Annotated in this window: 23 protein-coding genes; 7 read left to right on the top strand and 16 right to left on the bottom strand. The window is 60.4% G+C overall.

Translation table 11 applies throughout. The annotated features are described in order from the left end of the window. Nucleotide 1 precedes the first annotated feature (1 nt). From MWU53_RS02955 to MWU53_RS02895, 13 genes are all read right to left on the bottom strand, one after another. A complete protein-coding gene (locus MWU53_RS02955; RefSeq protein WP_108855999.1) occupies nt 2-535 on the bottom strand; it encodes an NADH-quinone oxidoreductase subunit B in 534 nt (177 codons plus the stop codon). Further along, entirely contained in the window at nt 526-891 is a 366-nt protein-coding gene (locus MWU53_RS02950; protein WP_133489503.1) for an NADH-quinone oxidoreductase subunit A, read from the bottom strand. Before MWU53_RS02950 ends, MWU53_RS02955 begins: the two co-directional genes overlap by 10 nt. 355 nt (nt 892-1,246) lie before the next feature. Next, nucleotides 1,247-1,567: a hypothetical protein gene (locus MWU53_RS02945; RefSeq protein ID WP_247090296.1), complete on the bottom strand. Its 321-nt coding sequence runs from the start codon at nt 1,565-1,567 to the stop codon at nt 1,247-1,249. A gap of 17 nt (nt 1,568-1,584) precedes the next feature. Then, nucleotides 1,585-2,364, bottom strand: coding sequence for a crotonase/enoyl-CoA hydratase family protein (locus MWU53_RS02940; protein ID WP_247090294.1), 780 nt, complete (start codon nt 2,362-2,364; stop codon nt 1,585-1,587). 46 nt (nt 2,365-2,410) lie between these two features. After that, the gene (locus MWU53_RS02935) at nt 2,411-3,265 is read right to left on the bottom strand and encodes a hydroxymethylglutaryl-CoA lyase (RefSeq protein WP_247090292.1); all 855 of its coding nucleotides are present in this window, start codon (nt 3,263-3,265) and stop codon (nt 2,411-2,413) included. Between the two features lie 4 nt (nt 3,266-3,269). Next, a complete protein-coding gene (locus MWU53_RS02930) occupies nt 3,270-3,947 on the bottom strand; it encodes a glutathione S-transferase family protein (protein ID WP_247090290.1) in 678 nt (225 codons plus the stop codon). Further along, entirely contained in the window at nt 3,944-5,884 is a 1,941-nt protein-coding gene (locus MWU53_RS02925) for an acetyl/propionyl/methylcrotonyl-CoA carboxylase subunit alpha (protein WP_247090288.1), read from the bottom strand. Before MWU53_RS02925 ends, MWU53_RS02930 begins: the two co-directional genes overlap by 4 nt. A 70-nt stretch (nt 5,885-5,954) precedes the next feature. Next, nucleotides 5,955-6,395: a thermonuclease family protein gene (locus tag MWU53_RS02920; RefSeq protein ID WP_247090286.1), complete on the bottom strand. Its 441-nt coding sequence runs from the start codon at nt 6,393-6,395 to the stop codon at nt 5,955-5,957. A gap of 3 nt (nt 6,396-6,398) precedes the next feature. Beyond that, on the bottom strand, nt 6,399-8,003 hold the full coding sequence (locus MWU53_RS02915; RefSeq protein ID WP_247090284.1) for a carboxyl transferase domain-containing protein: 1,605 nt from the start codon (nt 8,001-8,003) through the stop codon (nt 6,399-6,401). 1 nt (nt 8,004) lies between these two features. Beyond that, nucleotides 8,005-8,541, bottom strand: a complete 537-nt coding sequence (locus MWU53_RS02910; RefSeq protein ID WP_247090275.1) for a lysozyme inhibitor LprI family protein — start codon at nt 8,539-8,541, stop codon at nt 8,005-8,007. Then, a complete protein-coding gene (locus MWU53_RS02905) occupies nt 8,541-9,701 on the bottom strand; it encodes an isovaleryl-CoA dehydrogenase (protein WP_247090273.1) in 1,161 nt (386 codons plus the stop codon). The genes MWU53_RS02910 and MWU53_RS02905 overlap by 1 nt, the downstream gene beginning before the upstream one ends. Nucleotides 9,702-9,853: 152 nt before the next feature. Continuing rightward, entirely contained in the window at nt 9,854-11,056 is a 1,203-nt protein-coding gene (locus MWU53_RS02900; RefSeq protein ID WP_247090271.1) for an aminotransferase class I/II-fold pyridoxal phosphate-dependent enzyme, read from the bottom strand. Between the two features lie 44 nt (nt 11,057-11,100). Beyond that, on the bottom strand, nt 11,101-11,784 hold the full coding sequence (locus tag MWU53_RS02895) for an HAD-IA family hydrolase (protein WP_247090269.1): 684 nt from the start codon (nt 11,782-11,784) through the stop codon (nt 11,101-11,103). Between the two features lie 131 nt (nt 11,785-11,915). Between MWU53_RS02895 and glmU the strand changes: the two genes are divergently transcribed. The 3 genes from glmU to MWU53_RS02880 are packed head-to-tail and all read left to right on the top strand — an operon-like array spanning nt 11,916 to nt 15,879. Further along, nucleotides 11,916-13,271 carry a bifunctional UDP-N-acetylglucosamine diphosphorylase/glucosamine-1-phosphate N-acetyltransferase GlmU gene (gene glmU, locus MWU53_RS02890; RefSeq protein ID WP_247090267.1) on the top strand — a complete coding sequence of 452 codons (1,356 nt, stop codon included), beginning with the start codon at nt 11,916-11,918 and terminating at the stop codon, nt 13,269-13,271. Nucleotides 13,272-13,273: 2 nt separating this feature from the next. After that, entirely contained in the window at nt 13,274-15,094 is a 1,821-nt protein-coding gene (gene glmS, locus MWU53_RS02885; RefSeq protein ID WP_247090265.1) for a glutamine--fructose-6-phosphate transaminase (isomerizing), read from the top strand. Next, a complete protein-coding gene (locus MWU53_RS02880; protein WP_247090263.1) occupies nt 15,091-15,879 on the top strand; it encodes a DNA alkylation repair protein in 789 nt (262 codons plus the stop codon). The genes glmS and MWU53_RS02880 overlap by 4 nt, the downstream gene beginning before the upstream one ends. A 96-nt stretch (nt 15,880-15,975) precedes the next feature. Here the strand turns inward: MWU53_RS02880 and MWU53_RS02875 are convergent, their stop codons facing one another. Both MWU53_RS02875 and MWU53_RS02870 read right to left on the bottom strand, forming a co-directional pair. Next, complete coding sequence (locus MWU53_RS02875) at nt 15,976-17,637, bottom strand: AMP-binding protein (protein WP_247090260.1); 1,662 nt, start codon at nt 17,635-17,637, stop codon at nt 15,976-15,978. Beyond that, nucleotides 17,634-18,098 (bottom strand): D-galactarate dehydratase, encoded by a 465-nt coding sequence (locus tag MWU53_RS02870; protein ID WP_247090258.1) that lies wholly within the window; start codon nt 18,096-18,098, stop codon nt 17,634-17,636. The genes MWU53_RS02875 and MWU53_RS02870 overlap by 4 nt, the downstream gene beginning before the upstream one ends. Nucleotides 18,099-18,192: 94 nt before the next feature. Between MWU53_RS02870 and moaA the strand changes: the two genes are divergently transcribed. Then, nucleotides 18,193-19,200 carry a GTP 3',8-cyclase MoaA gene (gene moaA / locus MWU53_RS02865; protein WP_247090257.1) on the top strand — a complete coding sequence of 336 codons (1,008 nt, stop codon included), beginning with the start codon at nt 18,193-18,195 and terminating at the stop codon, nt 19,198-19,200. An 80-nt stretch (nt 19,201-19,280) separates the two neighbouring features. On the opposite strand, the gene MWU53_RS02860 is transcribed toward moaA, so the two are convergent. Beyond that, nucleotides 19,281-20,444 (bottom strand): M20 aminoacylase family protein, encoded by a 1,164-nt coding sequence (locus tag MWU53_RS02860; protein ID WP_247090255.1) that lies wholly within the window; start codon nt 20,442-20,444, stop codon nt 19,281-19,283. Between the two features lie 375 nt (nt 20,445-20,819). Here MWU53_RS02860 and MWU53_RS02855 point away from each other — a divergent pair, with 375 nt between their 5' ends. The 3 genes from MWU53_RS02855 to MWU53_RS02845 all read left to right on the top strand — a co-directional run bounded on the left by MWU53_RS02855 (nt 20,820) and on the right by MWU53_RS02845 (nt 24,499). Then, entirely contained in the window at nt 20,820-22,529 is a 1,710-nt protein-coding gene (locus tag MWU53_RS02855; RefSeq protein WP_247090253.1) for a peptide ABC transporter substrate-binding protein, read from the top strand. A 67-nt stretch (nt 22,530-22,596) separates the two neighbouring features. Next, nucleotides 22,597-23,607, top strand: coding sequence for an ABC transporter permease (locus MWU53_RS02850; RefSeq protein WP_247090251.1), 1,011 nt, complete (start codon nt 22,597-22,599; stop codon nt 23,605-23,607). Next, complete coding sequence (locus tag MWU53_RS02845) at nt 23,600-24,499, top strand: ABC transporter permease (RefSeq protein ID WP_247090243.1); 900 nt, start codon at nt 23,600-23,602, stop codon at nt 24,497-24,499. The genes MWU53_RS02850 and MWU53_RS02845 overlap by 8 nt, the downstream gene beginning before the upstream one ends. The last annotated feature ends 77 nt before the right edge of the window (nt 24,500-24,576 follow it).

Below are 24,576 nucleotides of genomic sequence, written 5' to 3'. Positions count from 1 at the left end.
CTTACCTCACAATCGTGCCGGTGCGGCGGATTTTGCGTTGCAGCTGCAGAATGCCGTAAAGCAGCGCTTCTGCGGTCGGGGGACAGCCGGGAACATAAACGTCCACGGGTACGATGCGGTCACAGCCGCGCACCACCGAGTAGGAATAGTGATAATAACCACCGCCATTCGCGCAGGATCCCATCGAGATCACATAGCGCGGGTCGGGCATCTGGTCGTAAACCTTGCGCAGCGCCGGGGCCATCTTGTTGGTCAGCGTGCCAGCCACGATCATCAGGTCCGACTGACGCGGAGAGGCGCGCGGAGCAGTCCCGAAACGCTCAAGGTCATAGTGGGCCATCGCCGAGTGCATCATTTCAACCGCGCAGCAGGCCAAACCAAAGGTCATCCAGTGCAACGACCCGGTACGGGCCCAGTTGATAATGTCATCCGTGGTGGTCAGCAGAAAGCCCTTGTCGGCCAGCTGATCATTCAGAAGACGGGTCGCGTGTTCGCGGTCACCGCCTGCCGTGTTGGCTCCGGTCATCACTCCCATTCCAGCGCACCTTTCTTCCATTCATATGCAAAGCCGATCGTCAGAACGGCCAGGAACACCATCATCGACCAGAAACCGACCAACCCGACATCCTTGAAGGCCACGGCCCAAGGGAACAAGAAAGCGATTTCGAGATCGAAAATGATGAACAGGATCGCGACCAGATAAAACCGGCTGTCAAATTTCATCCGAGCGTCATCGAAAGCGTTGAAACCGCATTCGTAAGCACTAAGTTTTTCGGGGTCGGGATTGCGGACTGCCAGCACGACGGCGGCGAGGATCAGAACAAGTCCGATAACAATGGCGAGTCCGAGGAAAATGATGATGGGGAGGTATTCCCGGAGAAGATCTTCCACGTGTGGCTCCTTTTAAAGCGGATTTCCCGCCTTTCACTAGCTATGTGCGGTTTACCGCCGCACCGGTGCAGGGTCAACCGACAGGCCATCGCATTCAATCATTTGAATTCGAGGGCGCGTAACGTCGAAAAGTGGTCGCAATCGCTTTGAAAGTAAGGGGCGTGAGCGCTACCCTCGATGCAAGATCACCCGAAATATCCATCACGTGTTAATCAATTTTCCTCATCGTCTTTTCGCCTACCCGAGCATCTGCAGCATTTCCGCATCTGTAATGGGCGGGAAAAGAGACTCACTTGGACGCGTGAGCGCGGCTAACAAAACGCAAGACGCAGGGCGCAGACCGTCAGTGCGACGGTCACTGGCCCCATAGCAAACGCTCGGCGCGTGACGGGGTGGCCAGATTGGCAACTGTGGTTGCGATTGTGACGGAAAATGCGGCCCAAAAAGTCCAATTGGGCCAGTCTGGTGCAATGCCGGCCCGCGCCGCCATCGCTGTTCCCATGAAGACAAGAATTGCCCCCTGCCCGATGGCCGCTACCCGCATGGCTGGGGGCAAGCGACCGCGCCAGCGACCGCCGTTCGCCAGATGCCCCCAAGGTGCCCCCAACGCCATGCAGGCCTGGAACCCCACAAGCACCATGATCAGTGCAACGTATATCCAGCCAGCCCAGAGCATGGGCAAAGCCTAACGGATCATGCCCAGCTTGGCTTTTCTTTTGCAAAAAAAGCCGCGATGCCTTCCTGCGCTTCAGCGCTTTCCCAACGGGCGACCAGACCGGCGATGGTTTCGTCGATGATCTCTTCCGTGATGGGCGGGCCAAGGCGGCGGGCCAAGGCTTTGGCTTCGGCCACAGCGCCGGGGGCCACAGACAGGTAGGGTTTCACCTCGGCCTCAACAGCTGCGTCCAGATCCTCGGGCGCCACGGCCTTGGCCAACAGGCCCAGTGTTACCGCCTCGTCCGCATCGAAAATACGCGCCGACATGAAGACACGACGGGCCATCGCTTCGCCCAGACGGGCCAACACGTACGGGCCGATGGTGGCCGGGATCAGACCCAGACGGGTCTCGGTCAGGCCAAACTTTGCCCCCTGCACGCCGATCGACACATCCGAGACCGAGGCCATGCCGACCCCGCCACCAAACGCTTGCCCCTGCACTTTTGCGATCAGGGGTTTGGGCATTTCATTCAATGCATTCAACATCATAGCCAGCTTCTTGGCTTCGACCCCACGGGTCACGGGATCGGCCGCCATCTGGTCTTGCATCCAACGCAGATCACCGCCCGCGCAGAAGCTTTTGCCGTCGCCGGTCAGGATCACAACGCGCACCGCGTCATCAGCGCCCAACTTGTAGGCCGCATCTGTCAGCTCTTCAATCATCTGGGCCGACATGGCGTTGTGCTTGTCAGCACGATCCAGAAGCAGCGTGGCCACACCGCGTTCGTCGGTGGAAATAGAAATGGTTTCGTACATAGCGTTTCCTTTCGGGGGACCCGATCTTTTGCAAAAATTCGTGGGCTCAGCTGTCCACGCGCATCTGTCGCGCCATTTGGGCAGCTTTTTCAAGAATGTCCCGGTCCAACCCGGTGGTGTAGCCCAGCGCGGTCACGCGGTCATGTACGGCTTCGGTCGCCACATTGCCCTGCGCGCCCGGCGCATAGGGGCAGCCGCCCAACCCGCCGACGGCTGCGTCAAACACGCGAATGCCCTTGGCCAGCGAGGCCTCGACATTGTCGCAGGCCCGACCGCTGGTGTCGTGATAGTGGCCCGCGAATTTCGCCGCCTCGCCTTCGCCCAACACGGCGTCCAGCATGGCCGAGATGCTCTCAGGCGTGGCCTGCCCAATCGTGTCGCCCAGCGAGATTTCGTAGCAGCCCATCGCCAGAAGTTCTTTCGCGACCCACGCCACCTGCGCGGGATCGGTCGGCCCGTCATAGGGGCAATCCGTCACGCAAGAGATATAGCCACGCATTGGAAGACCCGCTGCCTTGGCAGCCTCGGCCACGGGTTGAAAACGCTCAAGGCTTTCTGCAATCGTGCAGTTGATATTAGCCTTCGAGAACCCTTCCGAGGCCGAGCCAAAAATCGCGATCTCATCAGCTTTGGCCGCCAAGGCGCCTTCAAAGCCGCGCATGTTCGGGGTCAGCGCCGCATAGGACACGCCCGGCGCGCGGGTTATGCCTGCCAGAACGTCGGCGCTGTCGGCCATTTGCGGCACCCATTTGGGGCTGACAAAACTGGCGATTTCAATCCGTTTAAAACCGGCACCTGACAACAGATCGACCAGCTCGATTTTCTCTGCGGTCGGGATCTGGCGCTTTTCGTTTTGCAACCCATCACGCGGGCCAACTTCGAAAATCTCAACGTATTCCATAGGGTTACTCCTCGGGCACGGGATAGAAATCCTGCGCGTAAAATCTCTGCTCGCCCTCGCGGGCGACGACACGTTGATAGGACGGCAGGGCCTCGATCCGCGCCTTATAGGCGGTGACATTCGGGAACTCGTCCAACTTCACATAGTAAGGCGCGGCGAAGATGTTGAACCCCATCATGATGTCAGCGGCCGAGAACCCGCGATCCAGCAGCCAGTCGCGGCCTTCCAGATGCTTCTCAAGCCCTGCTAGCGTGTGACGCAGCCGTGCGACGTTGATCTTCAAAACAATCGGACTGGCTTTCGCGGGCGGTCGCAGGAACACCATCTGCATGTTCAGCTGCTCGATCAGGCTAGCCATGGTTTCGGTGTAGTGAATCCACTGCAGGAAATCCGTGCGTTCTGGCTGACCGGGTGCGACGCCCAGTTCGGGCGCATAGGTCTCGGTCAGGTACTCAACAATGGCACCGCTTTCCGACATGGTGATGTCACCGATTTCGAGCGCCGGAATGCGGGTGGCAGGCGAGACCTTGCGCAGATCGCTTTCGAACATCTCTTTCGAGCCGATCTTGTATTCGACCACCTCGAGCTTCTCGCCCAGCTTGTCTTCCAACCCGATCTCTTCGATCAGCCACAGCACACGGACCGAGCGCCCGTATTGCACATGGTGCAGACGAAAACTCATGCCTCTTCCTCTTCGTCTTCCAGACGGATCAGCGGCGCACCGGCTTCCACCTGATCACCGTCGGCGCACAGCACCTCGGCCACCACACCATCGCGCGCGGCTTCCAGCGAGTGTTCCATCTTCATAGCTTCAAGGATGGCAAGGCGGTCGCCTTCCTTCACCTCTTGGCCTGCTTTGGCGAAGACGGCTTTCACAAGACCCGGCATCGGCGCTTCGATCACGCCCGCACCCGCACCGCTGTCAGCCATCTGATCCAGGGGATCGGCCACGTGGAATTCCAGACCCGATTGGGCGAAGACCGTTACCACGTTGCCTGCCTTGGCCACGCGCGGACCACGATCACCGCCCATTTTCCACTGGCCGTTCAGGCACAGGGCTTCGATCTGGTCTTCACCCACGGTGATCATATGACGATCAGCGCCGTACGAGGTTACGACCACGTCGAATTGCTCTTCAGCATGGGTCAGGGTCACGAAATGGTTCTGACCACCCCACAGGGTAAAGCCGGTGCCCTCGCGTTTCAGAAGGTCCAGCGCGCAGAGAGCGGCTGCACCAATGTCGCTAAGGCCAGGGCCGGGTTCGGCAGTCAGCGCCTCAAGGTCACGTTCGATCAGGCCGGTGTCCACGTCCCCTGCCGCAAAGCCTTCGTGACGCGTCAGGGCGCCAAGGAAAGCCAGGTTGGTGACAGATCCAGCCACTTCCGTATGCGACAGAGCTGACGAAAGCATCCGAAGGGCAGCCGCCCGCGACCCTGCGTGCACGGTCAGTTTGGCGATCATCGGGTCATAGAAGGGGCTGATCGTGTCCCCTGCCCGCACGCCCGTATCAGCACGCGCACCTTCGGGGAATTTCAGATGGGACAGCGTGCCGGTCGCAGGCAGGAAGCCCTTCGGCACGTCTTCTGCATAAAGACGGGCCTCGAACGAATGGCCGCTGATGGTCAGCTCGTCCTGCTGTTTGGGCAGGCCTTCGCCGCTGGCAACACGCAGCTGCCATTCGACCAGATCAACGCCGGTGATCGCTTCGGTAACGGGGTGCTCCACCTGCAAGCGGGTGTTCATTTCCATGAACCAGAACCCGTCGTTGCGCAGCCCATTGGCGCCATCCACGATGAATTCAACCGTGCCTGCACCCTTATAGCCAATTGCCTCGGCGGCGCGGACGCCGGCCATGCCCATTGCCTCGCGGACCTCTTCGGTCATGCCGGGGGCCGGAGCTTCCTCGATCACCTTCTGGTGACGACGCTGCAGCGAGCAATCGCGTTCGAACAGATGCACAGCATGGGTGCCGTCGCCGAAGACCTGCACCTCGATATGGCGCGGCGAGAGGATGTATTTTTCAACCAGTACATCGGCATTCCCAAAAGCGGTCTGGGCTTCACCCTGCGCAGATTTCAGCGCGTCGGCGAAATCCGCGGGGTTGTCCACGCGACGCATCCCCTTACCGCCGCCACCTGCGACGGCCTTGATCAGAACCGGATAGCCCATCTTCTCGGCCTCCGCGGCAAGGAAATCGGGGTCCTGGTTTTCGCCGTGATAGCCCGGCACGACAGGCACACCTGCGTCCACCATCAGCTTCTTGGCGGCATCTTTCAGACCCATCTTGCGGATCGCATCCGCCGACGGACCGATAAAGGTCAGGCCAGCCTTTTCGACCGCATCCACGAAGTCGGGGTTTTCCGACAGAAAGCCATATCCGGGGTGAATGCCCTGCGCGCCAGTGTCCAGCGCCACCTGAATAATCCGGTCACCCAGCAGGTAGGACTGCGCGGGTTGCGGCGGGCCAATGTGGACGGCTTCGTCGGCCATTCTTACATGGCGCGCGTTCGCGTCTGCGTCCGAATACACAGCCACAGTGGCCACGCCCAGCTTGCGGGCGGTGTCGATGACGCGGCAGGCAATCTCGCCGCGGTTTGCAATCAGGATCTTTGTGAACATCTCTGTTCCTCCTTCGGGTGGGGCAAGGCCCCGCTTATGTGGCTCGCCCCGCAACGGGGCGAAAATTCTTCTATCTGTTCAGACGCTTGCACCAATTGATCCGGCTTCCGCCGTAATAGCGCACGGCCAGACCTTCACCGATCAGCACCTGCCCTACATCGCGTCCATTGGCGAACATGCGGACCAATTCGCGACCATATTTGTCGTGACCTTTATGCTGAAAACTGATGCTGGCCCCACCCACGATCTGACGCAGGCGCGCCGTCGCCCGGTCGCCCAGCGCCTTTTCAGCGGCGCAGCCGGGATTTTTGGTTTCCGGTGTATCAAAACCGACCAACCGCGCCGTTCGCTTGCGGTCCGGGCACATCAGCTCGACCGTATCCCCATCATAGACATAGCCCAGACGACATCCATCGATCACGCTGACACGTGGCCCCGGCGCAATCTGCTCGGCCAGCGTGTAGAGGATCAGAAGCGTCACGCCGCAGTATATGACGAGGTTGGTGTCCATAGTTTACATCCGGAAGACGCCGAACTTGGTGTCTTCGATCGGAGCGTTCAGGGCGGCCAGAAGCGACAGGTACAGAACCTCACGCGATTTGCGCGGGTCGATGATGCCGTCATCCCACAGGCGCGCCGAGGCATAGAGCGGGTGGCTTTGCTCCTCGAACATGTCGATTGTGGGCTGCTTGAAGGCGGCTTCTTCATCCGCCGACCATTCGCCGCCTTGACGTTCAATCGCGTCGCGTTTCACGGTGGCCAGCACGCCCGCCGCCTGTTCGCCGCCCATCACGGAAATCCGCGAGTTCGGCCATGTCCACATAAAGCGCGGCTGATAGGCGCGCCCGGCCATGCCGTAGTTACCAGCGCCATACGAGCCGCCAACAACCATCGTCACTTTCGGGACGTTGGTGGTGGCCACTGCGGTCACCATCTTAGCGCCGTGGCGAGCAATGCCTTCGTTCTCATACTTGCGGCCCACCATGAAGCCGGTGATGTTCTGCAGGAAGACCAGTGGGATATTCCGCTGGCTGCACAGTTCAACGAAATGCGCACCCTTTTGGGCAGCTTCCGAGAAAATCACGCCATTGTTGGCGACGATCCCGATGGGGCAGCCTTTCAGGTGGGCAAAGCCGGTGACCAGCGTTTCGCCAAAGCGCGGCTTGAATTCGTCAAAGCGCGAGCCGTCGACGATGCGCATGATCACTTCGCGGATATCGTAGGGCGTCTTCAGATCCGCGGGGACTACGCCCAGCAGTTCTTCTGGGTCATAAGCGGGCTCTTCCGGTTCCTGCCATTTCACGGTGGCGGGTTTGGTGCGGTTCAGGCTTTCGACTGCGCGACGGGCCAGCGCCAATGCGTGCGCATCATCTTCGGCCAGATAGTCTGCCACGCCAGACAGACGGGTGTGCACGTCGCCACCGCCGAGGTCTTCGGCGGACACAACCTCGCCGGTTGCGGCCTTCACCAAGGGCGGACCGGCAAGGAAGATGGTGCCTTGCTCCTTCACGATGATGGTCACATCCGACATGGCCGGCACATATGCGCCACCTGCGGTACAGGACCCCATCACTACCGCGATCTGCGGGATACCCTTCGCGGACATGCGGGCTTGGTTATAGAAGATGCGGCCAAAGTGGTCGCGATCCGGGAACACCTCGTCCTGCTGCGGTAGGTTCGCACCACCCGAGTCCACCAGATAGATGCAGGGCAGATTGCACTCTTCCGCGATCTCTTGCGCGCGCAGGTGCTTCTTCACGGTCATCGGATAGTAAGTGCCGCCCTTCACTGTGGCATCGTTACAAACGATCATACATTCCTGACCGTGGACTTGACCGATGCCGGCCACAACGCCAGCCGCAGGGGCCGCATTGTCATACATGTTATGGGCGGCGGTCGCCCCAACCTCGAGGAACGGAGACCCCGGATCGAGCAGGTTCGACACGCGGTCACGCGGTAGCATCTTGCCACGGCTTAGGTGACGATCGCGGGATTTCTGCCCTCCGCCGCCAACAGCGGCTTCGGCAGCATCTGCCACCACTTTCAGGGCTTCAAGGTGCCCCTCGCGGTTTGCTTTATACGCCTCGGACCCGGGCGTGGCTTGGGATTGAAGTTTCATCTCAGCATCCTTCGTGGTTGCAGATTTGCGCGCCATATCCGTTCAGGTCAGCTTCCAGTGACCAGGCTTGGCGGGCAGTCATAAACATGTGGCAAGACGTGGCAGCCGGACCGCCGCCCGTGCCCCCACCCCATTTCGAGCGTTCGTAGTCGCAAGCGGTGTCGCGGAACGTGATCCATGCCCTTTGCATCTCGCGCAGCGCAGGGGCTTGCTTTGGCGCAGAGGAACCCAGCGCCGCCATCTCTTCATCTTCGGCTTTCAGCTTCGTCATCAAAAGGCCGTAGGCGCGGTTCAGCCGGCGATCCCAGTCTTCCAGCTCCAGCCCAAGGCAACGAGACATTCCAACAGTGCTCCAGCCCCCTTGGGTGTTTTCCATGCAGGCATTGGCAGCGGTGCCAAAACACTGGTGCGCTTCGCCTTCGGGACCTTTTTCAGCAAGGCAATCGGTGGTCGGCGCAAAGGAATAGACCATGTCCTGCGCCGTGGCGGGTTGCGCCACAGCACCGAACAGGATCACTGCGCCAACCAGAGCCTTCATCACTGGGCGCCCATCAGCTCGCGACCGATCAGCATGCGGCGGATTTCCGAGGTGCCCGCACCGATCTCCATCAGCTTGGCGTCACGGAACAGGCGGCTGACCGGGGTTTCGTTCATAAAGCCCGCACCACCCATCGCTTGAACAGCTTGGTGGGCTTGTTTCATCGCTTCTTCCGAGGCGTAGAGCACACAGGCGGCGGCGTCCTGACGGGTCACCTCGCCGCGGTCACAGGCTTTGGCGACTTCGTAAACATAAGCCCGGGCCGAGTTCATCGCGGTGTACATGTCCGCAATCTTGGCCTGCATCAGCTGGAAGTCCCCAATCGGGCGACCGAACTGCTTGCGCTCTTTCATATAGGGCATGATCTCGTCCAAACAGGCGGCCATGATGCCGGTGCCGATGCCCGACAGAACCACACGTTCGTAATCCAGACCCGACATAAGGACCTTCACGCCCTTACCTTCCTCGCCCAGCACGTTTTCGAACGGCACTTCCACGTCTTCAAAAATCAGCTCGGCGGTGTTCGAACCGCGCATGCCCAGCTTGTCGAAATGTTCCGAGGTCGAGAAACCCTTCATGCCCTTTTCAATGATGAAGGTGGTGATGCCTTTGGGGCCAGCTTCCGGATCGGTCTTGGCATAGACGACAAGCGTGTCCGCGTCCGGGCCGTTGGTGATCCAGAACTTGGTGCCGTTCAGAACGTAATATCCGTTGCGCTTCTCGGCACGCAGCTTCATGCCCACAACATCCGAACCAGCGCCCGCTTCCGACATGGCCAGAGCGCCGATATGCTCGCCCGAGCACAGCTTCGGCAGGTATTTCGCTTTCTGCTCGTCCGTGGCGTTGCGACGGATCTGGTTCACGCAGAGGTTCGAGTGTGCGCCATAAGATAGCGAGACCGAGGCCGAGGCACGGGCGATCTCTTCCACCGCGACAACATGCGCCAGATAAGACATGTCCGACCCGCCGTATTCCTCGGGCGTGGTCACACCCAGAAGGCCAAGATCGCCGAACTCTTTCCACAGTTCATTCGGGAACGCGTTCTTCTGATCCACCTCAGCTGCGATGGGCTTGATGCGATCTTGTGCAAAGCGGTGCACCATCTCGCGGATGGCGTTGACGTCTTCGCCCAGGTCGAAATTCATAGAGTTGTTGAACATGGCGGCTTCCTTCCGGATCAGATATTCGGGATCGCATTATTGAACGCTTGTTCAGTTAATGCGCCGAAAGCACGATTCGCGTCAATACACGCGCAAATTCACGCAGCGTCACAATGCGCGCGGGCCTCGATTTCGGTCAGATTTTCGGGGGATCAGCCTGCCTGATGCACCCGCCCCACAACATCGCGGATGATACGCGCAATCAGGGCGCAATCGTCCAGCGAGAAGGTCAGCGGTAGGCGCAGATCCAGAATGCCTTTCAGGATCCGGTCGGTCTTGGGTAGTTCGGGCGTGTCAGCATAACGCCAGCTGTCATAGCGGCTGGTAAAGCCTGCAGGCTCTGCGCCGCCAAACCATTTCAGCTCGACACCGCGCTCAGCGCATTGATTGACCACCTGTCTCACGGTGTCTTCAGACCAATCCAGCAACAGGAACTGGAACGAGGACATGACGTACTCTTCCGCCGCAGGCCGCTCGATCACGGTCAGGCCGGGCGTGTTGCGCAGCCCTTCCTCGACGACACGATAGCGCGCATTCCACGCGGCGCATTGCGCGTCCAGCTTCGCCAACTGGGGCCGCAAGATCGCTGCGCGCAGATTGTCCATCCGTCCCGAGATATTGGGCGTGATATACTTCACCTTCTCGAACGCCTCAGGCGGCGGTCCGGCCACGTGGCGTTCATACAGCATATAGCTGCCCGACAGGATGATCGCACGGGCCATCAGATCGGGATCGTCCGAGATCAAGAGCCCACCCTCGCCCGAATTCACGTGTTTATAGGTCTGGGTCGAATAGGCCGCCATCGCGCCGTGCCGCCCGGACAAGGTGCCATTCCAGCGCGCACCCATCGTGTGGGCACAATCCTCGATCACCGTGACCCCTGCCCCGTCGCAGATCTGCATCATACGGTCCATGTCACAGATATGTCCGCGCATATGGGACAGCAGCAGCACACGCGGCGCATCCTTCTCGGCCACCAGCCGCGCCAGATGGTCCAGATCAATGGTCAGCGCCTCCGTCACTTCGACAAAAACCGGCTTCGCACCAAGGGACGCAATCGCACCCGGCACCGGGGCCAGCGTGAAGACATTGGTCAGAACGCGATCCCCGGCCTGAACCCCAACCGCGCGCAAGGCCGTCGCAATCGCATAGCCGCCCGAGGACACGGCAAGCGCGTATTCCGACCCCATCTGGGCGGCAAATTCCTGCTCCAGCAGAGCCGTATGCGCGGTCTCGCCCTTTGCCACGTTGTAGCGGTGCAGGCGTCCATGGCGCAGAACCTCCAAGGCCGCATCAATCCCCTCGTCCGGGATAGGTTTTTGCTGGGTGAAGTTACCGGTGAATCGTTCAGTCATGGCGGCAGAGTGCGCAGCCCTGCCGGGAAGGTCAATGGACGCGTTTAGCCAATCAGCCGCGCGACCGTGTCGTCCAGATCGTCATAGTGGGTCAACATCGCCTCGGGTTCCAACCGCGCAACGCCCGGCCCCTCGGGCCCGAAGCCCACAAGGATACAGGGCGCGTTTGCGGCCCGAGCGGTTTCGCGGTCGGTCACGGTATCGCCTACCAAAAGCGCACAGGTCGGATCGCCCCCGGCCTGCAGTGCCGCCGCCACAAAGGGCGCCGGATCGGGCTTGCGGGTGGGTAGCGTGTCTGCCCCGATCAGCGAGGTAAACTGGTCCAGAATGCCCAGACGGGTAAGCAAAAGCCGCGCCAACCCCTCGGGCTTGTTGGTACAGATCCCGACCGCATAGCCGGCCACATGCAGCCGCTCGACCGCCTCCATCGTACCGGGGTAAATCACGGTGTACCGGTCGATTTCGGCCTCATACGCGGTCAGAAGGTTGGGAAACTCGCGATCCACGTCAGCCTCGTCCGCCGTGCCGTTCAACCTTTTGAACCCAAGGCGCAACATGGCTCGCCCGCCGTGGAACGCTGTCAGCGCATCGGCTACTGGGTCCAGCAGAGCCCCATGCCCCAGCCCTTCAAAACACGCATTTGCCGCAGCGATCAGGTCACCTGACGTGTCCGCCAGCGTGCCATCCAGATCAAAGATCACCGTGCGTTTTCCGTTGCCTTGCGCCATTCCCTAGATCCTTCTTTGGCAAATCCCCGCCGACCCTGTAACCTCGCGTAAGGTTAATTGAACCGGTTTCCCTTGCGAGCCGCGCCTCAAGGGGTAAAACGGGCCAAAAGGAATTGAAAGAGCAGATCGACATGGCAACAGCCTTGATTATCCTTGCCGCGGGCAAGGGAACACGGATGAATTCGGACCTTCCCAAGGTGATGCACGAGGTCGCAGGCGCGCCGCTGTTTGCGCATGCGCTGGCTTCTGGCGCAGCGCTAGAGCCCGAACGCGCCGTGCTTGTCGTCGGCCACGGGGCCGAGCTGGTGGGCAAGGCTGCCGCAGATCTGGATCCTGACATCACCATTGCCGTACAGGAAGAACAGCTGGGCACCGGTCACGCCGTCGCCCAAGCCCGCCCCGCGCTGGTGGGGTTCGATGGGGACGCGATTGTTCTGTATGGAGACACGCCTTTTATTCGTTCCGAAACGCTGGAAGCCATGGCCGCCGAGCGCGCAGCCGGTGCGGATGTGGTTGTTCTGGGGTTCGAGGCCGCCGATCCGGGTCGCTATGGCCGCTTGATCGTCAAGGATGGCGCGTTGGAGCGTATTGTTGAATTCAAGGATGCATCGGATGAGGAACGCGCCGTCACCCTGTGCAACAGCGGCGTTGTGGCGGCGAACGCCCAGACCCTGTTCGAGCTGATTGACTGGGTCGGCAACGACAACGCCTCGGGTGAGTATTACCTGACCGACATCGTGGAAGTGGCCCGCGCCAAAGGCCTGACCGCCCGCGTCGTTACCTGTGACGAGGCCGAAACGCTCGGCATCAACTCGCGCGCTGAACTGGCCGCTGCGGAAGAGATTTTCCAAGCGGGCGCCCGCGACGAGGCGCTGGAAAATGGCGTCACGCTGATCGCCGCCGACACGGTCTATTTCGCGCATGACACAGTTATTGGCCGCGACACGATCGTAGAACCCAATGTGGTCTTCGGCCCCGGCGTCACCGTGGAAAGTGGCGCCCGCATTCGTGCGTTCTCGCATCTGGAAGGCTGCCACGTCTCGCGCGGTGGGGTGGTTGGCCCCTACGCCCGCCTGCGTCCCGGCGCAGAACTGGCCGAACACGCCAAGATCGGCAACTTTGTCGAGATCAAGAACGCCCAGATCGAAGAAGGCGCGAAGGTGAACCACCTTTCTTACGTGGGCGACGCGCGCGTGGGCGAAGGCGCGAATATCGGCGCGGGCACCATCACCTGCAACTATGACGGTGTCTCGAAACACCATACCGACATCGGCGCACGGACTTTCATCGGGTCGAATACATGTCTAGTGGCTCCGGTCTCGGTCGGGGACGAAGCAATGACCGCCACCGGCACCGTGGTCACGAAAAACGTGCCCGCGGGGGCGATGGCAGTAGGGCGTGCGAAGATGGAAATCAAACCCGGTCTTGCCGTGAAACTGTTTACGAAACTGCGCGCGGCCAAAGCCCGCCGTCAGAAAGGATCCTGAGCATGTGTGGTATTGTAGGGGTTCTGGGCGATCACGAAGCAGCACCAATCCTTGTCGAAGCGTTGAAGCGGCTGGAATATCGCGGCTATGACAGCGCGGGCATTGCGACCATCGATGCAAGCGGCAAGCTGGGTCGCCGCCGGGCTGTCGGCAAACTGGTGAACCTATCGGACACACTGGTGCACAATCCGCTGTCGGGCAAATCCGGCATTGGTCACACCCGCTGGGCCACCCACGGTGCGCCAACCACCGATAACGCCCACCCGCACCGCGCAGGCAACGTTGCCGTGGTGCATAACGGCATTATCGAGAACTTCCGCGAGCTTCGTGAACAACTTGCCGCCGAAGGGCTGGAGTTCTCGACCGAGACGGACACCGAAACCGTCGCCCTTCTGGCACAAAGCTTTGTCGCGCAGGGAAAGACCCCGAAAGAGGCAGTCGAGGCCACGCTGGCACAGCTGGACGGCGCGTTTGCGCTGTGTTTCCTGTTTGACGGCGAACACGATCTGATGATTGCCGCCCGAAAAGGCAGCCCCTTGGCCATTGGCCACGGAGACGGCGAGATGTTCGTCGGCTCGGACGCCATCGCACTGGCGCCGATGACCGACAAGATCACCTATCTGGAGGAAGGCGACTGGGCCGTCATCACCCGCGACGGGGCCGAGATCTATGACGCCGAAGGCCGCCGCGCCAACCGTCCCGTGAAACAGGTCAAGCTGGACGCCGCCCGGATCGAAAAAGGCGGCTATAAGCATTACATGGCAAAAGAAATCGCCGAACAGCCGACTGTGGTCGGCAATGTGCTGAAGGCTTATGCCTCGGGCGACAAGATCACTATGGACCTTGGCGGAATCAACTTCGCCGACGTGGATCGCCTGTCCATCGTGGCCTGTGGCACGGCCTATTACGCCGGGCTCGTCGCCAAGTATTGGTTCGAACACTATGCCCGCCTGCCCGTCGACATCGACGTCGCGTCCGAGTTCCGGTATCGCGAGGCGCCGTTCTCGCCCAAGACCATCGGCCTTTTTGTCAGCCAGTCGGGTGAAACCGCCGATACGCTGGCTGCGCTGCGCTATTCGACAGGCAAGGTCGACAAGATCGTGTCGCTGATCAACGTGCCGGAAAGCTCGATCGCACGCGAAAGCGATGTGGCGGTGGAAATCCAAGCCGGCATCGAAGTCTCGGTCGCCTCGACCAAAGCTTTCACCTGCCAGCTGACCAGCTTTGCCATCATGGCACTGAAAGCCGCCCATGACCGCGGGCAGCTGGATGACGCGGAACTGGCCCATCGTCTGTCCGAGCTGCGCCAATTGCCGGGGCTGATGAGCCATGCGCTGACAATCGACGCAGCCACCAAAAAGATCGCCAGCAAACTGGCCGAGGCACGCGACGTGCTGTTCCTTGGACGCGGACAGATGTTCCCCCTGGCCTTGGAAGGCGCGCTGAAATTGAAGGAAATCAGCTATATCCACGCAGAAGGCTATGCCTCGGGCGAGCTGAAACATGGCCCCATTGCGCTGGTCGACAAGGCCACACCGACTGTCGTCATGGCGCCTCACGATGCGCTGTTCGACAAGACCGTCTCGAACATGCAAGAGGTCATGGCCCGTGGTGGCCGCGTGGTTCTGGTGTCTGATGCCCGCGCGGCCAAGGAAGCCGGTGACGGCGTGTGGCAGACACTCGCCCTGCCCGAAGCCCCCGAAATGATCCAACCGATCCTCTACGCAATTCCTGCGCAGCTTTTGGCCTATCATACCGCCATCGCAAAGGGTACAGATGTGGACCAACCCCGCAATCTTGCCAAATCGGTGACCGTAGAATGACACTTGACGACGCGCTGGCCGCGCTGAAGGCCCAGATCGAACCGGGCCGCGCCGAAGGGCAGAAGGCCTATCACAAGCAAACGCGCGAGGTGTGGGGCATCCCGAACCCGGCGCTGAACGACCTGACCAAGGATTGGCGTCAGTCGCTGTCCGTAGACGAACGCGTTGCGCTGGCCGATCAGCTTTGGAAAACCGATGTGTTTGAGGCGCGGATTGCGGCTGCAAAGCTGCTGACTCAGGCCCGTATCCGACCCGACGATGCTGTGTGGGATCTGATCCAAAGCTGGGTGCCGGATTTCGACAGCTGGGCGATTGCCGATCACGTCTGCATGGCGGGGCAAAAACGTCTGGTGGCCGATCCGTCCCGGATTGACGCCGTAGAAATGTGGACCACGTCGGATCACATGTGGACCCGTCGCGCCGCCCTTGTGATCACCCTGCCTTGGACCAAGCAAAACAATCCGAAACCCGAAGATATCGCCATTCGGGATCGCATCTTGGGCTGGGCCGATGGCTATGTCAGTGACCCGGAATGGTTCATCCAGAAGGCCGTGGCCTGGTGGGTACGCGATCTATCCAAACACGATCCGGATCGCGCCCGCGCCTTCCTGAAACCGCATGCCAAAACCCTGCAGCCTTTCGCCCTGAAAGAAGCGCGCAAGCATCTTCCGCCCCCTGCCCAGCTTCAAAAGGAAGCCAAGGACAAGTGGCGGGCAGAAAAGCGGAAATTGCGCGAAGAGAGCTGGGGCCGCAGGCGTCAGGACACCACCAACGACGACAGCTGACCCGGCACAGCTTGTGTCCCAGCTTTTTCAGACCTTAGAAATCCCGACAGTGTAAAGCCGTTTCACCCGCAGGCCAGACGGGGGCAGTGCCCCCTTCTACCCCCTGAGCTCACGCCGCATAATCTTGCCAGTAGCTGTCATGGGCAGCTGATCCACAAAGTCGACAGACCGAGGTGCCACATGAGGGCTGATCCGGTCGCGGACCAGTTGGATCAGCGCCTTTTCCATCCCCTCATGCGCGCACCCGTCCTTTAGAACCACCACCGCCTTGACGGCTTCGGTCCGAAGCGGGTCCGGCACCCCAATCACCGCCGCCATTGTGACGTCGGGATGGGTCATCAAACAGTTCTCGATCTCGGTCGGACCAATGCGATACCCGGCCGAGGTGATCACGTCGTCATCCCGGCTGGCAAAGGTGAAATAGCCTGCCGCGTCGCGGGTCGCCAGATCCCCGGTGCGCAGCCATTTGACCCCGTCCACGTCGTGGAACTTGTCGCGTGTCTTCTCGGGCAGGTTCCAATAGCGCAGGAACATCACCGGATCGGGCGCTTTCACGCAGATCTCGCCCATCTCGCCGTTGGCAACGGGTGAACCATCGTCCGACAGCAGTGTTACCTCATGGCCCGGAATGGCCTGCCCCATACTGCCCGGCTTCACCTCCATCGCACCAGCGACCGAGGACAGGACAAGATTGCATTCGGTCTGGCCGTAAAACTCGTTGATCTTCACACCCAGAGCTTGACCCGCCCAGTCGAGCAGCCCTGCCCCAAGGCTTTCCCCACCCGACCCGATGGAACGGATATGCACCCCGTCAGGTGTTGCATCCGATTGCCGGAGCAGCTTCAGCGCGGTCGGTGGCATGAACAGGTTGCGCAGCTTGTGGTCGGCCATCAGGCGATAGGCGACCTCGGCATCAAATTTGCGCATACGATGGCTGACGATTGGCACGCCGAAATAAAGGAATGGCAGCGCCAAATCCATCAATCCACCAATCCACGCCCAGTCGGCTGGGGTCCAACCCTTGTCACCTGCCTGCGGAAAGTCCTCGTTAAAGGTTTCAACGCAGGGCAAATGGCCCAACAGGAAGCGATGGGCATGCAGCACCCCTTTGGGCGGCCCCGTAGTGCCCGAGGTATAGATCATCACCGCCGGATCCTCGGCCAGCGTGTCGACTGGGTCGGCCAGCGGATCCGCATTCTCCAGCGCCCGCCACATGTCCTCTGCCCCCTCACTGGGCTTCACGGTGAACACCGCCTGAAGCGTGGGCAGTTCGGCGCGTATCTCGGAAAGCTTCGACAAGTTGTCGGGGTCCGTGACCACCAGCTTGGCACCGCTATCTGACAGACGATACGCCAAAGCATCCGCACCAAACAGCGTGAACAGCGGCAACACAACCGCGCCCAGCTTGTAGGCAGCAAAATGAGTGATCAGCACCTCGGGGCCCTGCCCAAGCAGCACAGCAATCCGGTCGCCTTTCTCAAGACCCGCATCGCGCAACACCGACGCAAACCGGTCCGAGGCCTCTTTCAGGCGACCAAAGCTCCAGTCTTCAAAGGTACCATCCTGTCGGACATGGGTCAGCGCGATCCGGTCGGGATCCAGCGCGGCCCAGCTGTCACAGCAGCGCTCACCGATGTTGAATTGCGCGGGGATCTCCCATGAAAACCCGTCCTGCATGTCCCGCCATGGTCCCCAGGGCGAAACAAGCTTGCGGGCGCGGCCATGGGCCAGCCACGCCGCGTCTGTCACAGACGTCACGACCCGAAGACCACCAGTTCATGCAGGCCGGACAGGTCCAGATCCAGAAGTTGCAGGGCCGAGATCGAAATTCGGCTGCCTCCGGTCGAAGTCGGCTTCAGCGTCACTTTTACCGTGCGCCCGGTCGCTTTGGACTGTACGCGGCCTTCGGTCTCGGTGGTAACAAGCGGGGTTTCGAGCCAGAAGCCAGGAACAGTCGGATCGCCCAGATTGGCAACCGTCGTCCCCAATGCACCTGCGGGCGTCGGGGTTGATGACAAGGCTGCCATCTTGTCGCCCTCGCTGGCGGTGTCGAATTCATCCGCCGTGGTCGCATCCGCCGGCGGCGCGTCCGGATTCACGACCGGCCCAGCCGCAGCCGGACGCAGATGTGGCGGCGTCGGCCAAAGAGTGTTCACGTCCACACCGGCACAACCCGTGACGGCCAGACAGGCGGCAGAGATAAGAAGAACCTGTTTCATACAGGCAAAGTGGCGCAATTCGCGCAGGCATTCAACGGTTGAAATGACGCGGCCGTGACTTGCGCACACCTTCGCCCACGATTAGGTTCGTCCCATGGAAACGCCCAAACTTGTTGACCCATTTCACCGCCCGGTGACCTATCTGCGCCTGTCTGTCACAGACCGGTGCGATTTCCGTTGCACCTATTGCATGTCCGAAAACATGACCTTTCTTCCCAAGAAAGATCTGTTGACGCTCGAGGAACTGGACCGCCTGTGTTCGGCCTTCATCGGACTGGGCGTGCGCAAGCTGCGCATCACCGGCGGCGAGCCTCTGGTCCGTAAAGGCATCATGGGCTTTTTCGACGCGATGGGGCGCCATCTGGACAGCGGCGCGCTGGACGAATTGACCTTGACCACCAATGGGTCACAGCTTCATCGCTTCGCCGATGATCTGTACAAGGCGGGCGTGCGCCGGGTGAACATCTCGCTCGATACGCTTAACGACCACAAGTTCGCTGAAATCACCCGTTGGGGTCGTCTGCCGCAGGTTTTGCGCGGGATCGAAGCTGCTCAGAACGCTGGGCTGCGCGTCAAGATCAATGCCGTCGCGCTGAAAGGTTTCAATGACGACGAGGTCTTCGCGCTTGCCGACTGGTGCGCTCAGAAAGACATGGACCTGACCTTTATCGAAGTCATGCCGATGGGCGATATGGGAGAGGAAAACCGGCTGGACCAATACTGGCCCCTGACCGAGCTGCGCCAGCACCTTGAAAGCCAACTGACCCTGACCGATCTGGACGACAATTCTGGTGGACCAGCCCGCTATGTGCGCGTTGAAGAAACGGGCCAGAAAATTGGGTTCATCACGCCGATGACCCATAACTTCTGCGAAAGCTGCAACCGCGTGCGGATGAGCTGCACCGGCCAACTTTATACCTGCCTTGGACATGACGGCATGTCAGATCTGCGCGCACCTCTGCGCGCGTCGGAAAGCGACACGGTGCTGATCGACGCCATCCACGCCGCCATCGGTCGCAAACCCAAAGGGCATGATTTCGACTATAGCCGTCAAGAAATCCGCGGCCAGACGATCCGGCACATGAACCACACGGGCGGGTAATACCCTCTTTTTCTTGCCTTAAATATCCTGGGGTGAGGCCCAATAGGGCCGAGGGGCAAAGCCCCTCTCCCAGTCTTACCTCACCCGATTGGCATCCTGCTTTCCGCCATCTCTGCCCACCACGAACAACCCTGAGGGATCGCTTCGTCATTGAAGTTGTATTCCGGGTGGTGAACCATCGCAGTGTCCCCATTTCCCATAAGGATATAGGCACCGGGACGCTCTTCCAGCATGAAGGCGAAATCCTCGCCGCCCATGACAAACGGGGCCTCAGAGCAATCGCCTGACACATTACGGGCGGCTTCGGCAGCGAAATCTGTTTCAGCGTCATGGTTCACCATGACCGGATAATTCCGCTCATAGCGGACCTTTGCTTCGCCACCAAACGTCGCCGCAACCCCGTTGCAGATCTCGGAAATGCGCGTCTCGGCCAGATCGCGGATCTCGGGCGACAGGGTCCGCACTGTGCCCTTCAACTGCACCGATTGCGGGATCACGTTGAACGTGGTCGACGACGTCTCGACCGAGGTGATCGAGACAACCACCTGTAGCGTTGGATCTGCATTGCGCGACGCAATGGTCTGAAGCGCGGTCACGGCCTGCGCGGCCATCACAACGGGGTCGATTGTATCATGGGGTTTCGCCGCATGCCCGCCACGCCCGATGAACTGAATATCCAGAAGGTCGGCAGCGGCAAAGAAAGGACCGGGCCGGATAGCAAACGCGCCAAGCGGCTGGCCGGGCCAGTTGTGCATACCATAGACCTCTTGCACGCCGAAACGATCCATCAAACCGTCTTCGCACATAACGCGGCCCCCGCCCCCGCCTTCCTCGGCGGGCTGGAAGATCACGACACAGGTGCCATCGAAATTCCGGGTCTCAGCCAGATACTGCGCGGCCCCCAACAGCATCGCGGTGTGTCCATCATGGCCACAGGCATGCATTTTGCCGGGCGTTTTGGACGCATAGTCCAACCCGGTTTCTTCATGGATCGGCAGCGCGTCCATATCTGCGCGCAACCCAACCACCTTGCCAGATTCCGTCTTGCGCCCGCGGATCACACCAACCACGCCCGTGCGCCCGATGCCTTCAACCACCTCGTCGCAGCCAAATTCCCGCAGCTTCTCGGCCACGATGCCTGACGTGCGGTGGGTATCGAACAGAAGCTCTGGATGTTCGTGGAAATCCTGACGCCACGCAGTGATGTCCTTGTGAAGCTCGGAAAAACGGTTTCGGATCGGCAAGGGATCATCCTTTTCTGTGTGGGGTATCACGGCACGCTGGCCTTTGGGTCGACAATGCCCAGAAAGCCCCGGCGGCTCAAGTCACCACCGGCGATATGTCACGCCATTGACATCGTGAGACTGGCATGAACATCGCCCTGCACACCTTTGAATTCTGCCAAAATTAGAAATGCAACAACATGGGGAATTCAACCGGTCCCGCCAGCAGCCCCTTGCAACAGTCCGGTAATACAGTGTCATATCCCCCATAAGTTTGGCAGCGCGCGACACGGGTGTTTGAGTTTGTTTTCTGCCACAAACAATCGAACTTGCACTGCCATCCCTCTGTTTTCGGCAAGGGTGGCTTGCGGATCTATCTAGGGAAGCGGCCGAGAAATGCCTTCTGTTTTCAAACACATAAACCTGACTACTCTTAGCTTTGTCGCCCTTGCGACCGCCGCCCATGCCGAGCGTGGGTCGCAGGGGGATCTGAATCTGTTTTATTGGCAGGCCCCGACACTTCTGAACCCCTACCTCGCCTCTGGCCCAAAGGATTCCGAACCTGCCTCTCTGGTGTTGGAGCCTTTGGCGCGCCACGACGAGACAGGCAAGATGGTTCCGTGGTTGGCGCAGGCGATTCCAACCTTGGATAATGGCGGCATTTCCCCGGATTTGCAGTCGATTACTTGGACCCTAAAGTCGGGGATCAAATGGTCTGATGGCACTGACTTCACCGCAAATGACGTGGTCTTTACGGCAAATTATTGCATGGACGCCGACAGTGGCTGCCAGATGACCGCCAAGTTCACCGATGTAGAACAGGTCGTGGCACTGGACGCCCAGACGGTGAAAATCAGCTTCTCGAAGCCCAAACCCTATCCCTATGCGCCCTTCGTTGGGCTGGAGGTCCCTGTCCTGCAAGCCGCGCAGTTCGCAGATTGCATGGGGGCGAACGCGCTGAACTGCTCGGCCCAGAACCTTGCCCCGATTGGCACTGGCCCCTATCAGATCACGGATTTCAAGCCGGGCGATGTGGTCACCTATGACATCAACCCCTTTTACCGCGACGCGGATAAGCCCGGCTTTGCTAAGGTGACAGTGAAAGGCGGCGGAGACGCCTCAGGCGCGGCGCGCGCTGTGTTGGAAACCGGCGAATTTGACTATGCGTGGAACCTGCAACTGGACCCGCAAGTACTGGCCCAGATGAAATCGGCAGGCAAAGGTCAGGTCGTGTCCTCGTTCGGGACCGCTGTGGAACGCCTGCAGGTCAACTTGACCAATTCAGCCGCTGACCTTGGCGATGCACGCTCGACCCGTGACGGCGGTGCGCACCCCTTCCTCGCCGATCCGCGCGTCACCGAGGCCCTATCCTTGGCGATCGACCGCAGCACCTTGATCGACATCGCATACGGAGACGCCGGGCACCCCACCTGCGACGTGCTCGCCGCGCCAGCCATCTATGCCTCGGGCGCGAATGACGCCTGCCTGACACAAGATCTGGACGCCGCCCGCGCCCTGCTGGACGAGGCCGGTTGGACCGACAGCGATGGCAACGGCATCCGCGATAAAGATGGCGTGTCGATGACGCTGCTCTACCAGACCTCGGTCAATCCGGTACGCCAGACCACACAGGATCTGCTGAAAGCCTGGTGGGCCGAGATCGGTGTCGCGACCGAGCTGCGCGCCATCGCACCTTCGGTCTTTTTCGGTGGCGACCAATCCAGCCCGGACACCTACCAAAAGTTCTATGCCGATCTGGAAATGTTCACCAATTTCTTCCCCGGAAACGACCCCGAACCTTATCTGAACAACTGGGCCTGCGCGGCGATCCCAACGCCCGAAAACGGCTGGTCCGGCATGAACGTGCCGCGCTATTGCGATCCGGATTATGACGCGCTGCTGGCCAAGTTGGGCAACACGGTAGAGATCGACGAACGGATCGCGATCTCGAAACAGCTCAATGACATGCTGATGCAGGCCGGAGCGTTGATCCCGCTGGTGCACCGCGGCGAGGTCTCGGCCCATGCCAATTCGCTTGAGGGCGTGCGCATGAACGTCTGGGACAGCGAACTTTGGAACATCGCGGACTGGACCCGCGCCAAGTAAGACCGCTAGACTGGGGGCGCGGCTGGTTTCAGGCCGCGTCACGGAACCAAAAGGCCGTCTACCGCCCATGTTAACCTATTGTTTGCGCAGGCTTGCTTTCTCGGTTCCGGTGCTGATTTTCATCAGCTTCGCCATCTTCCTTTTGATGGATATGGCCCCGAATGACCCCACCGCCAATCTGCCCATGTCGATCCCCGCCGAAACCCGCGCCCAACTGCGCGAGGCATTGGGGATCGGGGACCCGCTGCTGACCCGCTATCTTCTGTGGTGCAAACAGTTTTTCGTCCATGAACCGCTGAACTGGCTAACGGACCTCACGGGCCTAAGCTTCGGAGACCCCGACCGGTTGCGCGTCTTAAGCTGGGCCTCGCGCGCACCAGTGGTCGAGCTGATCGCGGACCGCCTGCCCCAGACGCTTTGGATCGTGGGACTGTCCTATATTCTGGGCATCGCCATCGCCCTGCCCGTAGGCATTTACTCTGCCTATCGTCAGCACGGCTGGTTCGACCATCTTGGCAGCTTCATCTCGATGATCGGCTATTCGGTGCCGTCCTTCTTTCTGGGCGTCGTGATGATCGTGATTTTCGCGGTGAAACTGAACTGGTTCCCATCGATTTATGACACGACGCTGACCGTCACCGGGTGGGAGAGCTTTGTTGCCCAACTGCGCCAAATGGTGATGCCTGTCACGATCCTAGCACTGTACAACGCGGCCCAAATCAGCCGCTACATGCGCGCGTCGATGCTGGAAAATTTGCACCATGACTATGTCCGCACTGCCCGCGCGAAAGGCGCGTCCGAACCCCGTGTGGTTATGACCCATGTGGCGCGCAATTCGCTTTTGCCGGTTGTAACGGTGATCGCCTTGGGCATCCCGCAAGTGCTGGCAGGCGCAATCATCACCGAGCAGATTTTCAAGATCAACGGGATCGGAGAGCTTCTGATCTCGTCGATCCAAAGCGGCGATTTGCCCGTGGTGCAGACGCTGACCTTCCTGTTCGCCGTGCTGATCGTGCTGTTCAACCTTCTGGCAGATGTCGCCTATGGCCTGCTTGACCCGAGGATCAGCTATGACTGATCTGACTTTCCTCAGCGCCCCGTCCTCCGGCTTCTGGCGGCGATTTCAGCGGCACAAAGGCGCCGTGATCGGGGGCAGTCTGCTGGTGCTGGTCCTGCTTGCTGTCCTGATCGGCCCGTTTCTATGGCCGCATGCAGCGGGTCAGATCAACCTCACGGCCCGCAACCTTGGACCCAGCCTGTCGCACCCAATTGGCACCGACCACCTTGGCCGCGATCTGTTCGCCGCCATCCTGCAAGGCGGGCGTGTGACGCTTCTGGTAGGCGTGGTGGCAATGGCCCTGTCGGTCCTGATCGGGGCAGCGGTTGGCATTCTTGCAGGAATGGTCCGTTGGCTAGATGCCCCCCTGATGCGCCTAACCGACCTGTTTCTGGCCCTGCCCGTTTTACCCCTGCTTCTGGTAACGATCATGCTGTGGCGCGATAGCCTCCGCGCGCTCTTTGGGGCCGAGGCCGGGATCTTCCTGCTGATCGTTGCGATGATTGGCCTGACCAGTTGGATGCAAACAGCCCGCATTCTCCGCGCCGAAGTTCTGGCACTGAAGAAACGCGAGTTCGTCATAGCCGCGACCGCCCTTGGACTGCGCCCATGGGGCCTGATCCGGCGACACATCCTGCCTAATGTGATGGGGGTGATCATCGTCTCGGCCACGCTTGGCTTGGCCAATGCCATCATCACCGAAAGCGCGCTCAGCTTTCTGGGGCTGGGCTTCCCGCCGGACCACCCCACATGGGGCCGGCTGCTGTTTGATGGGACGGAATATCTGACGCTGACACCGGCCCGCGCGATTTGGCCGGGGTTGATGATCACGCTGACCGTTCTGTGCGCCAATTACCTTGGAGACGGGCTGCGCGATGCGTTGGACCCGCGCAGCTTCAACGGGCGCAAATAAGGACAGATCTGGAAACCGCACTTCATTGTTGGTCCGTCTTACCGTCGAACACCTCACGACAAGTCTATCATCCCACT

Origin of the sequence: Aliiroseovarius sp. S1123 (assembly GCF_023015885.1) — a bacterium.
Classification (GTDB): domain Bacteria; phylum Pseudomonadota; class Alphaproteobacteria; order Rhodobacterales; family Rhodobacteraceae; genus Aliiroseovarius.
This window is presented reverse-complemented; position numbering and strand designations above follow the sequence as displayed.